This is a genomic window from Marinobacter sp. tcs-11, from assembly GCF_002049515.1.
GTDB classification, from domain to species: domain Bacteria; phylum Pseudomonadota; class Gammaproteobacteria; order Pseudomonadales; family Oleiphilaceae; genus Marinobacter; species Marinobacter nauticus.
Genome location: NZ_LLYU01000003.1, coordinates 309,306 through 321,807, shown reverse-complemented (window position 1 = coordinate 321,807; position 12,502 = coordinate 309,306). Strand labels below are relative to the sequence as shown.

At 57.6% G+C, this 12,502-nt stretch carries 10 protein-coding genes and 1 other RNA gene; 6 read left to right on the top strand and 5 right to left on the bottom strand.

Annotation, left to right across the window (positions count from 1 at the left end; all coding sequences use genetic code 11):
* Positions 1–39 precede the first annotated feature (39 nt).
* Positions 40–220, top strand: a non-coding RNA gene (gene ssrS / locus ARC85_RS05875) — 6S RNA.
* 7 nt (positions 221–227) lie between these two features.
* On the opposite strand, the gene ARC85_RS05870 is transcribed toward ssrS, so the two are convergent.
* Positions 228–2,012 (bottom strand): tetratricopeptide repeat protein, encoded by a 1,785-nt coding sequence (locus ARC85_RS05870; RefSeq protein ID WP_199454053.1) that lies wholly within the window; start codon positions 2,010–2,012, stop codon positions 228–230.
* A gap of 118 nt (positions 2,013–2,130) precedes the next feature.
* Here ARC85_RS05870 and ARC85_RS05865 point away from each other — a divergent pair, with 118 nt between their 5' ends.
* Positions 2,131–2,766 (top strand): 5-formyltetrahydrofolate cyclo-ligase, encoded by a 636-nt coding sequence (locus tag ARC85_RS05865; RefSeq protein WP_014422703.1) that lies wholly within the window; start codon positions 2,131–2,133, stop codon positions 2,764–2,766.
* Here ARC85_RS05865 and ARC85_RS05860 read toward each other — a convergent pair.
* Positions 2,748–2,912, bottom strand: coding sequence for a hypothetical protein (locus tag ARC85_RS05860; protein ID WP_022993092.1), 165 nt, complete (start codon positions 2,910–2,912; stop codon positions 2,748–2,750). The genes ARC85_RS05865 and ARC85_RS05860 overlap by 19 nt on opposite strands.
* A 150-nt stretch (positions 2,913–3,062) precedes the next feature.
* Entirely contained in the window at positions 3,063–4,598 is a 1,536-nt protein-coding gene (gene ilvA / locus ARC85_RS05855; RefSeq protein ID WP_153740524.1) for a threonine ammonia-lyase, biosynthetic, read from the bottom strand.
* A gap of 134 nt (positions 4,599–4,732) precedes the next feature.
* On the opposite strand from ilvA, the gene rpiA reads away from it, so the two are divergent.
* The 3 genes from rpiA (at position 4,733) to ppa (ending at position 7,321) form a co-directional block, all read left to right on the top strand.
* Positions 4,733–5,410, top strand: coding sequence for a ribose-5-phosphate isomerase RpiA (gene rpiA, locus ARC85_RS05850; protein ID WP_286714503.1), 678 nt, complete (start codon positions 4,733–4,735; stop codon positions 5,408–5,410).
* Between the two features lie 146 nt (positions 5,411–5,556).
* Positions 5,557–6,696 carry an acyl-CoA dehydrogenase family protein gene (locus ARC85_RS05845; RefSeq protein WP_286714502.1) on the top strand — a complete coding sequence of 380 codons (1,140 nt, stop codon included), beginning with the start codon at positions 5,557–5,559 and terminating at the stop codon, positions 6,694–6,696.
* 97 nt (positions 6,697–6,793) lie between these two features.
* A complete protein-coding gene (gene ppa / locus ARC85_RS05840; protein WP_014422707.1) occupies positions 6,794–7,321 on the top strand; it encodes an inorganic diphosphatase in 528 nt (175 codons plus the stop codon).
* Positions 7,322–7,408: 87 nt separating this feature from the next.
* Here ppa and ARC85_RS05835 read toward each other — a convergent pair whose 3' ends face one another.
* Both ARC85_RS05835 and ARC85_RS05830 read right to left on the bottom strand, forming a co-directional pair.
* A complete protein-coding gene (locus ARC85_RS05835) occupies positions 7,409–8,461 on the bottom strand; it encodes a DUF2333 family protein (protein ID WP_286714501.1) in 1,053 nt (350 codons plus the stop codon).
* Between the two features lie 22 nt (positions 8,462–8,483).
* Positions 8,484–10,475 carry a bifunctional diguanylate cyclase/phosphodiesterase gene (locus ARC85_RS05830; protein WP_286714522.1) on the bottom strand — a complete coding sequence of 664 codons (1,992 nt, stop codon included), beginning with the start codon at positions 10,473–10,475 and terminating at the stop codon, positions 8,484–8,486.
* A gap of 213 nt (positions 10,476–10,688) precedes the next feature.
* Here ARC85_RS05830 and ARC85_RS05825 point away from each other — a divergent pair, with 213 nt between their 5' ends.
* Entirely contained in the window at positions 10,689–12,302 is a 1,614-nt protein-coding gene (locus tag ARC85_RS05825) for a diguanylate cyclase (RefSeq protein ID WP_286714500.1), read from the top strand.
* Positions 12,303–12,502: the final 200 nt, after the last annotated feature.

The following is a 12,502-nucleotide window of genomic DNA, read 5'->3' as shown; positions in this document are numbered from 1 at the left end:
GGTTGCAATCCTCCCCGGCCCTGCCCGTATAATGGAACCAACTTCCTGGGCTGTTCGCTGGTCGGGTACGTCCTCGAGCCGATGCGCATTACCCAGGTGGCTACTTCAGGGCATTGTGAGCATGTCCCCCAAGGGGGAAAGCCTAATATGTCACAGCGGCCACCGACCTTGAACTTCTGGGTTCAAGGGCTACATCCGATAACGGCAGCCCGGGAAGCTTTTCACCGTTACTCCGATTGCGACTTCCTGAATCTCAAGTGCAGCAAAGCGTCCTGAACCTCCTGGTTACCGAACCGCTCATCGAACAACAGTCCAGACCACACTGAGTCGTCCGACCTGGCCTGATCCTTTCGTTGCTGATACAGCGAATCCCAGCGTTCCAGGTACTGATAGGCCAGCTCATCATCCGGGGCCACCTGCTCACCCCGGTAGTACATCAGCCCGAGGTACGCCAGGGCGGCCATGTTCTCCTCCTCCGCCGCCCTCTCCAGAAGCTGTCGAACTTCTTCTGCATGAACCTCAGCCTGACCGGCGTAATACATTGCCTGTCTATAGCGCGCATTTGAGACAGCTTGACGCAGATTATCCGGCACATCGGCAACCGGCATAAATACAAACCGCTCGCGAGCTTTCGCAGCGCTCTCATCCCGGCCATCCTGCTGCAACTCTCGCGCCAAAAGCAGCTGTGCGGGCAGGTGGCCCTTATCAGCGGCGCGCCTCAACCAACCTACAGCATCCACCAGACTGGGCGGAATACTGGCCAGCCCCTGACTGTAGATCGCACCAAGTTTGTAGGCCGCCTCCGCATCCCGGTAAGCCATGCTTTCCAACAGATCCAAGGCTCGGCGATGCTGTTCTTCGGCCATACCCGGCAGGCTCGAGAGATAGATATCGGCCAGCAAGTGCTTGGCCCGATCGTCTTCTCGCTCTATCTGTTCAAGACGCGCAACGGCCAGACCCACTTGCATCGAGCGCCCGTCTTCGGGATTCAGATACAGGTGAGCCAACCAGAGATTCGCCTCTTTCTCGCCCCGGTCGGCCGCACGCTCCAGCTGATCGAGCGCCTCAAGATAATCAGCCTCGGAACGCTGCTTTCCGCGAGCCAGCGCCACACCTCGGGCCAGCAGTGCTTTCGGGTAGTTCTGATCGGCAGACCGTTGCAGCCATTGCTCTGCTTCGGCAGGGTTAAACCAAGGTGAATCTGGCGCTCCGTATATTTGGGCCATCATGTACTGGGCGCGGGCGCTGCCTTTATCTCCGGCATACCGGTACCACGCTATCCGGCGTTGCGCACTGGGATCCACCAGGGCCGGATACAATGTAGCCAGGTAGCGCATGGTGCCTGCATCGGTGTCCGGACGACTTGCGCGCCATACCTCGTCTGCACTCTGGAGAATAAACTCGCCTTCCTCATCCAGACAGGCCCAGGCAGGTACCCTGTCCCGGGTGTCGGAGCCGCAGTATTCAGCCAGAGCCCGGTGATGAAACAGATTCGAAGCATTATCTACCTCACCGATTTCGGGGATCAGTGCCACCGCCTGTTTGCGATCCTGCTCGACCAGCTCCCCGGACCAATAGATCATCGCGAGATCAATCAAGGCTCGCGGATAGTCCGCCGCACGGAGAAGCACTAACGACCTGGACACATCACGGTTCTCTGCCTGCCCTCGCCGATAGATCTCCGCCAACAAATGCCGCGCTTCGCGCTCGTAGACCGAAAACGGTTTCTGAAGCTCTCGCTCCAGCAACTCGGCAGCTGCCTGCTCATCCGCTGGCCCGCCCAGGCCAAGATACATTAAGCGAGCCAGTTCATAGCGCGCCCGACTGCTTTCATAACTCTCGGTCTCACCGTCAAGGTAACTCTGGAGATGGTGGCGGGCACCGGAATATTCAGCAGAAGCCAACGCACGAACACCCACCCGGTAAACCTCGGGGGATCCGGTCGCGCAACCAGACAAAGCAACAATCAAAACCGCAGGAAGCAACAGGCGAGCGTATCGGGGGAAATCCATGGCAGAATACAGCCTCTGAAAAAACAACGGACTGCAGACTAGCAGAATTTTAACGGGGCGTTATTGATGTGATACAACATAGGCCGAATTCACGACGCAGCAGCAGGTAATCGCCATCTTGAATCCGCATCATCAAGCAAGGACGTTTGACGCCGGCAATGATCGGGCCTCACGCCGCCAGCTCCGCCAAACTCTTCGCCAGAAACGGAGAAGTCTGTCGTTTGAAGAACAGCGGCAAGCTTCCGAACGTCTCGCCCTTAACCTGCTGAGGCACCCCGACCTGCACCGGGCACGCCACATTGGCATCTACCTGGCCAACGACGGCGAAATTGACCCGTCCCTGTATATTGATCTGGCTCGCAAAAAAGGCATCCGGTTCTACCTGCCCATTCTGCACCCGATCTACACGGGCAAGCTGGTTTTCAGCCCCTATTTTGATGGAGTGCAACTGACGGCAAACCGCTTCGGCATTCCAGAACCCCCGTTCCCGCGCTCAAGACGCAAGCCGGCCTGGGCACTGGATGCAGTGCTGTTTCCATTGGTAGGGTTTGACGAAACCGGAGGGCGACTGGGTATGGGCGGCGGCTTCTACGACCGAACCTTCGCGTTCAGCCGAATCAGGCCCTGCATGGCACCAAAGCTGGTTGGCCTGGCCCACGATTTTCAGCGCGTGGAACAGTTGCCAATTGAGCCCTGGGATGTGCCTTTACACGGTGTGGTAACGGATAAGCGTTGTTACCGTTTCAGACCCTGATTGGCAGACAGAACATAGCCTACTGCAGATGCTTCGCGGTCGGCACGCTTGTCCTCAGACGCCTGAATGGACGTAAAACCCGTAATCACAAGGCCGACAGCAAAGATGAGCACAATGGCACGAATGATGTCAGGCTTGCTCCCCATTTCTTGGATTCCCGTTATTCTTTCATTCAATTGGCAGGAAAATCAGACAACTATTACTGATTCGCAGAATTAGACGAAAGACTAACACGTAACTTGATTTTTACAATTTTTGACAGATTACCGTTATGTAAGAGTTGTGGCGTTCCACCCTCAGGTGGAACGCCCGTTGCCTGCTCCCAAAAACAGCCGATAGGCCTCGTTGTCAGTCATGTTTTCATAACGAAAACCGACCTTGTCGAGCATGCCCTCAAAGTCCGCCACCTCATTGTCCTCAACCTGCGCGCCCAATAGCACCCGACTGTAGGCCGCACCATGATTGCGGTAGTGGAACATGGAAATATTCCAGCGCGTTCCCAGCGACATCAGGAACTTCAGCAAAGCGCCCGGCCGCTCCGGAAACTCGAACTGGAACACCTTTTCGTTGGTAATCGTCGGCGCATGGCCCCCGACCATATGGCGAATATGCTGCTTGGCCAGGTCGCTGTCGGTAAGGTCGACCACCGAGTACCCGCTTTCCCGAAGATCCTGCACCAGTTCTTCCCGGCCATGTCCGCCAGCGGCAATCTGGATCCCCACGAAAATGGTGGCGTTCTGAGCATCCGCATAGCGGTAGTTGAACTCGGTGATGCTGCGCTTGTGCAGCGCATTGATGAACGTTTTGAACGCGCCCGGTTTCTCCGGGATCGTTACCGCCAGAATCGCCTCGCGCCTCTCTCCCACTTCGGTGCGCTCGGACACATAGCGCAGTCGGTCGAAGTTCATGTTGGCACCACTGAGGGTGGCGATCAGGTTTTCATCCTCGATCTTTTCCCGCTCGATGTACTTCTTGATACCCGCTACACCCAGAGCACCTGCCGGTTCGGCAATGGAGCGAGTATCTTCAAACACATCCTTGATGGCCGCACAGATCTCATCCGTGGACACTGTGATCACTTCATCTACGTGATCCTTGCAGATTTCCCAGGGATACTTACCGATCTGTTTGACCGCCACGCCATCGGCGAAGATGCCCACCTCATCCAGCACCACACGCTCACCGGCCTTCATCGCCGCCTGCAGACAGTTGGAGTCTTCCGGCTCCACACCAATCACTTTGATTTCCGGGCGCAGATACTTGATATAGGCTGCCATGCCGGCAATCAGCCCGCCGCCACCGACACAGATGAAGATGGCATGAATCGGCTTGCTGAACTGCCACATGATTTCCATGGCTACAGTGCCCTGACCGGCGATGACGTCCGGGTCATCGTAGGGCGGGATGTAGGTGTACCCGTGTTTCTGGATCAGCTCCTGGGCGTGGGCCGCAGCCTCATCAAAAGCATCGCCCTTGAGAACCACCCTGGCACCATGGTCGCGAACTGAGCGTACCTTGATCTCCGGGGTCGTCTGGGGCATCACGATAACGGCTTTGATACCCAGCTTCTTGGCGGCCAGAGCCACGCCCTGGGCATGATTGCCAGCGGAGGCGCAGATAACTCCCTTGGCCTTTTGTTCTTCCGACAGCTGAGCAATCCGGTTGTAGGCGCCGCGAATCTTGAAGGAAAACACCGGCTGAAGGTCTTCACGCTTGAGCATAATATTGTTGCCAAAGCGCTTGGAAAGACTACGGGCTTCAGTCAGGGGTGTTTCGATGGCCACGTCGTAGACGCGCGCATCGAGTATCTTCTTGATATAGCGTTGCGGCATGATGGTTCCGGTTGCTGGTGAGTGATCAGGAAAAACCCACAGTGTAGAAAGTTTGCACGCTTGCCGTCTATAAGCAGAGTTGCTGCAGGCGTATAATAGTGCCCAAATTCAACGCAAACCTCCGGGAGCCCCCCATGACCCAGGACGAACTGAAACAAGCCGTTGCCAAAGCTGCAGTGGATCACATCGCCCCTCACCTGGAACCGAGCAGCATTGTCGGGGTGGGCACCGGCAGCACCGCCAACTTTTTCATCGACTATCTGGCGGAATACCGCAACGACTTCGACGGCGCCGTCGCAAGCTCCGAGGCAACCGCCGAACGACTGAAAAAGCACGGCATCCCGGTATACGACCTCAACGCCGTCAACGAAATCGAGTTTTACGTCGACGGTGCCGACGAAACCAACGAGAGCCTGGAACTGATCAAAGGCGGTGGCGGTGCCCTGACCCGGGAAAAGATTGTGGCCGCCGTCGCCAAGACCTTTATCTGCATCGCCGATGAGTCCAAGCAAGTAGGCATCCTGGGAGAATTCCCGCTGCCCGTGGAAGTTATCCCCATGGCCCGCAGCCATGTCGGCCGCGAGATCGTAAAACTCGGGGGCGATCCGGTTTACCGGGATGGTTTTGTCACCGACAACGGCAACATCATCATCGACATCCACAACATGGATATCTCCCGCCCGCTGGTGGTGGAAGAAAAACTCAATAACATTGTCGGCGTTGTCACCAACGGACTGTTCGCGCGCCGCCCGGCCGACCTGCTGCTGCTCGGCACCCGTGACGGCGTGAAAAGCATTGTCCGCGGTGCATAAACCCCAGTAAGGCACTCCGCCTGACAAGCTGGCCATTCGGGCCAGCTTTTTTATTGTCTGAACAAAACTAAACCAAGCGCTTGCTTGGTGACCAGGGTTGCGCGACACTCACCTTATCGCAAAACAAGAACACAGGGAGCCAATCCGTGTCTGACTACTTCAACGAAACCCATGAACAGGTGCGCCAAACCGCCCGGAAATTCATCGAAACCCACGTACGGCCACACATCGACGACTGGGAAGAAGCCGGCGAATTCCCCCGTGAAATCTATAAACTCGCCGGCGACGCCGGACTGCTGGGTATCGGTTTCCCCGAAGCTCTGGGCGGCATCGGTGAAGGCGACATTTTTATGAAAGTCGCGGTTTCCGAGGAACTGATGCGATCCACCTCTGGCGGCTTCGTGGCCAGTATCGGCTCCCTGGATATCGGCCTGCCGCCGGTGGCCAAGTGGGCCAAAAAAGACATTCGCGAACAGATCGTGCCGCCCGTCCTGCGCGGTGAAAAAATCGCCGCCCTGGCCGTAACCGAACCCAGTGGCGGCTCCGACGTCGCCAACCTGAAAACCCGTGCCGTAAAAGACGGCGACCACTACATCGTCAACGGCAGCAAAACCTTCATCACCAGCGGTATCCGCGCCGACCATTACACCGTCGCCGTGCGCACCGGGGGCGAAGGCCACGGCGGCATCAGCCTGCTGCTGATCGACAAAGGCACCCCAGGCTTCACCACCGGCAACAAGCTCCGGAAAATGGGCTGGTGGGCCAGCGACACCGCCGAACTCTTCTTCGAGGACTGCCGGGTACCGGCCGACCGCCTGATCGGCGCCGAAAACGCCGGCTTTATCGCCATCATGAGCAACTTCCTGGCCGAACGCCTGAGCCTGTCCATCATGGCCTACATGACCGCCCAGATCGCCTACGAAGCCGCTCTGGATTACACCAGACAACGCCAGGCCTTCGGCCGCCCCGTTGCCGGCTTCCAGGTAACCCGCCACAAGCTGGTGGACATGGCCACCCAGATCGACATCGCCCGGGAATACACCTATCGGTGCGCGGCGCTGATGCAGGCCGGTAAAAACCCCATTAAACAGGTCGCCATGGCCAAGAATTTCTCTGTGGACGTATGCGAAAAAGTCACCAGCGAGGCGGTGCAGCTGTTTGGTGGTATGGGATATATGCGGGAGTCAGTGGTGGAGCGGCTGTACCGGGATGCCAAGATTCTGTCCATTGGCGGCGGCACGACGGAAATCATGAAGGAGTTGATAGCCAAACAGATCAGGCTGTGACCAAGGTTTAGTTTCGAATGGCAAGAGACTTCCGTATAATTGCGCCCACTTTTTAAACGCAGTTAAACGAACCCTAACGTACCAGGAAGGATCGCACATGCAATTCGACAACATCCCCGCTGGCAAAAACCCGCCAGAAGACATCTACGTTGCCATCGAAATCCCGGCCAACAGCTCCCCGGTCAAGTACGAACTGGACAAAGACATGGGCGCCCTGCTGGTTGACCGTTTCATGGCCACTCCGATGTTCTACCCGGCCAACTACGGCTTCATCCCCCACACCCTGGCCGACGACGGCGACCCACTGGACGTCCTGGTGGTCACCCCGTACCCGGTGCAGGCTGGCTCGGTTATTCGTTGCCGCCCGGTAGGCGTACTGAACATGGAAGACGAAGCCGGTGGTGATGCCAAACTGGTAGCCGTGCCCCACGACAAGCTGACCCAGACCTACCACAACGTTCGTGAAATCGAAGACCTGCCGGAACTGCTGCGTGATCAGATCCGTCACTTCTTCGAGAACTACAAGACTCTGGAGCCCGGCAAGTGGGTGAAAGTGCAGGGCTGGGACAACGCTGCAGCCGCCAAGAAAGCTATCGAAGACGCCATCAACGCCTACAAGGGCTGATCACGCTTCGAACATAAAAAAGCCGGGCAAGTCTAACGACTGCCCGGCTTTTTTGTGCCTGAGCCAAAGCTCAGACAACGGCGCTTATCAGCCCCGCGACAACAGGTCCCGCATATCACTGATCGCAGCATTCGCCCGTGACAGATAAGCCGCCATGGTCAACGAATGGTTGGCCAGCACACCGAAACCACTGCCATTGAGAATCACCGGACTCCACATGGAAGCCTGGGTGCCCTCCAGTTCGATAATGATCTGCTTTACGCTCGCCATGGCGTTCTTGTCCTGCAACACCTTCCGGAAGTCCACTTCCACCGCCCGGAAAATATGCAGCAACGCCCAGGCACTGCCTCGCGCCTCGTAAAAGACATCATCAATTTTGGTCCACGAGGTTTTGACATCCTCGCCACCGGTCTCTTCCGCCAGAGGATCATCCGGATTCAGATTAGCCACGGCATCCGACACCGACGCCTTGCCCACGCTTTCGCTGAGCGTGCGGGACAGGCTACCCAACCGGGTTTCCAGATCCGCCAGCCAGTTGTTCAGGTTATCCGCCCGGGCAAAAAACTGGGCGTCCGCCTGGGCCGGATCGGACAGGCGATTCAGATAGCGCTTGAGCGCATTGATACCACGCCGGTACTCGTTCTCGGTCGATGGAATGGCCCAGCTTTCACTGTCAAAGTGGAACTGGGGCTCGGCAATGGTCAGATCCGGGTCTTCCGCTGACTGGCTCTGGGAACGACTGATATCCTTACGCATCGCCCGGGAAAGATCCCGCAACTGGACCAGCACGCCATATTCCCAGTTCGGCATATTGTCCATCCACAGACCGGGAGGCGCGATGTCGTTGGAAATATAACCGCCGGGCTTATCCAGCAGGGTCTCGGCAATACGGATCATGGTGGCGGTGGAGGCAAAACCGGTCACCGGCTCCCTATCCATGGTGCTTGCCAGCGTACGGGTGTGATCACGTACAGAAAAGGTATCTGGCTCACTGCTCCAGTAGATACCCAGAACCATCGCAATCAGCAGGTAGACCACCAGCAAGGCAACCACCAACTTGCCAATAACACCGCTACCGCCGGTGTAATCCTGCACATCGTCTTTCTTGTCCCTGAAGTACTGTCTGATCTTGCCAGGCATAAGACTCCTGATCTCCTGTTGATTACGTGTCTGCGGCAAATGGTCTGCCAAGATGGTAGCCCATGGCGCCGTCAAAACCCAGTCTACAGAGTACCGAGTATTCCGCCGCGGTTTCTACTCCCGTAGCGTACACCTTCACCCCCCGACTATGGGCAATACCCACAACCGACTCCAGCCAGAACCGGTTTTCATCATGACGGTCCAGGTTGTGGATGAAGCTGTGATCAATCCGAACGGCCCTGAACGGCAACCGCTTGAGATAACTGAACGGCACACCGCCCACGCCGAACCGGTCCACCAATACCGGCACCCCGAGGCGAGACAACTCCCGCACCAGGGCACTGACCGCTTTGCGGTGGTGGTGAATGGTCACTTCCGCAATGCCCACCCACAAACGAGCAGCTACGCCCCCAGCCTGAGCAAGCATGGCCACCAGATTGTCTCGAAAGTCCTTGCTGGCTACCGAACTGCTACCCAGTGAGACCGCCAGCGCGCGTTCCGGATGACGTTCAAGACACTCCAGCGCGCGGGCAATCAGCATTCGGTCGATGTCTGCCAACAACCCCAGGCGTTCTGCCACAGGCACGTACAACCCGGCTTTCAGAGCACCCTCTGCGGTATCAATACGGGAGAACACCTGATAATGGACCAGTGACTGATCGTTACCATGCACCATTGGCTGGAGCCAGAGCGACAGGTTATCTTCCCGAATCGCCTGAGCAATAATGGTGCGCCAGGTCTCCATATTATGATGGTTCTCAACACCGGAATCGGGAAGCAACAGGCTGCAGGACTCCTCTCGTTGCTGGGCGGCCCGGAGGGCTTCATCCGCGGCGGCCAACAAGGCTCTGACACCTTCATCAGGCCTCGCCACAGCCAGGCCCGCATGCACATGGGCATCCATCGGGGCGGAAAGATCGGAGTAAATGCCATCCAACTCCTGCACCAGCTGCTCGGCCCAGATACGCACATCCGCTGCCGAAGCCCCGGGCACAAACACGGCGAATTCCGCGCCGGTTCTGCGCCCGGCGAAGGATTCAGCATGGCGGGCAACAAAGGCACGGATACCGGCAGCAACCTGACGCAGCAATCGGTCCCCCTCGTCCCGGCCATAGGCCAGATTGTAATCCGCGAAGTAGGCCAGCTGGAGCATGATCAGAACACCGGGCGCCGATTTTTCTTCCGATTCCACTTCCACCTTCATGCGCTGGTCAAAGGCGCTGCGGCTTGCCAACCCGGTCACCGGATCTTCATTGTTCACACGCCGCAAATGCTGGATAAGCTTGCCCTGCCCCTCGAACAACTGTCCCAGATCATCCGCCATCTGGTTCATGGCTTCCGTCACCCGGTTCAGCTCCCGGGTGGAGCGAATACTCACTCGCTTCCTGAAATCCCGCTGGCCAAGGGCCCGGGCCTGGGCCTCCACCTCTTTCAGAGGCTTCAATGTCCGCCGGAGTAGCAAAAACAGCCCCAGCAAGCCTCCAGCGGCGATCACCAGGGCGGATAGCACCAACCCCAGGGTAATACGCCAGAGATCGTCATAGGCCCGGCCCGGATGACTCACCACACGCACCTTACCCAACCGGCTCCAGCCCCTGACCACCTCCGCTTCCGCCTCCGGCAAGGGCAGCGCAGCCAGGGAGACAAACCATTCCGGTGCACGATTAGCCTGCAGCGGCATGCGCCGACCGGCAATCATCTCACCATCGTGCCCCAGATATTCGACAGCCAGGTAACGACCACTGTCGAATACCGCATCGATCAGTGACGCCGAGGCGACCGGGTCAGCGCCGTCAATGGCATTGGACAGCGAAAGCCCGGTTGCAGTGGCTCCATCGCGAGCATGAGCCGTCAGCTGATCGGCAACATAGTCCCGAAAATAGCCATAACTGGTCACGAACGCGACTACCAGAGTTAGTGTCAGCAGAGTGCCGGCGAACAGCAACAGCAGGGTCTGCAAGGTAATCTCCCCTCGCTGCCTGCGGGTAGGAAAGTTGTCGAGCATCCCTGCCATCACATCGGGGCTCCATCAGAGAAACGAGTATCAGGTTGGCTGTGACCCGGGCCGCAGAGTTGACAAACATTTACATAGCGCAACCTACGCCCACAACATTAAACACTATAGACTCTACACAAGGACCATAAAGCCTCTGTATAACTCATAAATGGCAAAAATTCGCGCAGACGGATATCGCGATCAACAATTGGACAGACAGGCCGGAGCACCATGAACGACGAAAGCCAGAAAGAGAAACTCAGGCAGCATTTCGCCCGCCGTGTCACCACCCAGGCCCGGGTGGTGCTTGATACCTGGCAGAAAATCCGCGACGACCGCAGTCAGGCGCCAGCCCATCGGGAAGATCTGATTGCCGCAGCCGACAAACTCGTTCGTTATGCCCGGCGTTTCGAAATGGACAGCCACGCGGCTGCCGGCGAGCTGATCCTGTCCCTGTTGACCGACTGGCATCAGGACACCCCCCTGGACGATGCCAAAGCCAAGGCCCTGGAAGATGCCACCGAAAACCTGCGCCTATCCACCCAGCGTCGCACCGACCAGGACACCTCCAGCGCGCCCCAGCAGTATCGTCGAACACCAGTTTATATTGCCCTGTCGAACGAAGAGATGGCCTCACGACTGATCCGGCAACTGGAATTTTTCGGTTTTCGCGCTTCCGCCTTCAGCGCATCAGCAGACCTGATTGAGGCCTGTGCGCTCAGCAAACCGGAAACCATCCTGATGGATGTCAGCTTCGGCGGCAGAGATAATGACGGCATTGCGACCGTGGAACAGCTGCAGGAGCAACACGACACTCCGATCCCCATCATTTTTGTCAGCGACGAGGATGGCAGCATTGAAACCCGGTTACGGGCCTCACGCTGTGGCGGGGAGGAATTCTTTTACCCGGCGGTGGATCCTGGCCAGCTGATTGAAAAAATCGAAACCTATACCCACGGCAACACTGTCGAGCCCTACAAGGTGCTGGTCCTGGACGATTCCCGGGCCCAGGCCAAATACATGGAAACGGTATTGAAAAAGGCGGGAATGACCGCTCACATCATCACCGATCCGATGCAGATCATTCATGCCCTGGAGGAGTTCTCACCAGAAATCATCATCCTGGACATGTACATGCCCGGCTGCACCGGCATGGAGATTGCCCGTGTCATCCGCCAGCAGGATCGTTTCCACAGTGTTCCCATCATTTACCTGTCGGCGGAAGAGGACGTCAGCAAACAGCTGCACGCCATGAGCCTGGGCGGTGACGACTTCCTGACCAAGCCCATCGATCCCAAGCACCTGATTGCGACCCTGCACAACCGGGGTCGGCGGGCCCGCTCACTGCTGGCACTGATGATCCGCGACAGCCTGACCGGCCTGTTCAATCACACCCACACCCTGCATCTGCTGGAGCAGGAAATCGTGCGTGCGCGCCAGAAAGATCAGCCCATGTGCTTTGCCATGATCGATATCGACTTCTTCAAGAAGGTAAACGACACCTTTGGCCACCCGATTGGCGACCGGATTCTGCGCAGCCTGTCCATGTTCCTGAAACAACGTCTGCGCAAGACCGATCATATTGGCCGCTACGGTGGAGAAGAGTTCGCCATCATCCTGCCGAACACCCGCCCGGGCGATGCCCGCAATGTCCTCAACGAAATTCGTGAGCGCTTCTCCGAGCTCACCCAGCAGGCCGGCGACCGGGAATTCAATGTCACCTTCAGTTGCGGTATTGCCGACTGGCAGGGTGAAACCGCCCAGGCCCTGTGCGAGCGCGCAGACCGCGCCCTGTATACCTCCAAGGAGCACGGCCGCAACTGCGTGACCCTGGCTGAGACCTGACCTTCCGGGCCGGGCAATCGCCCGGCCCATGAAACCAATGTCGAATACCGACATTCACCGCCATGATCAACAATGATTGTCATCAACGAAATGTCATCGCGTGACAGCAGGTTGCTGTGTAACCTTTTCAGAGCAATGGACAACCGGCAGGATTGTCAAAAAGTGTTGATCTGGGGATAACAAGCACGCACCATTGGGGT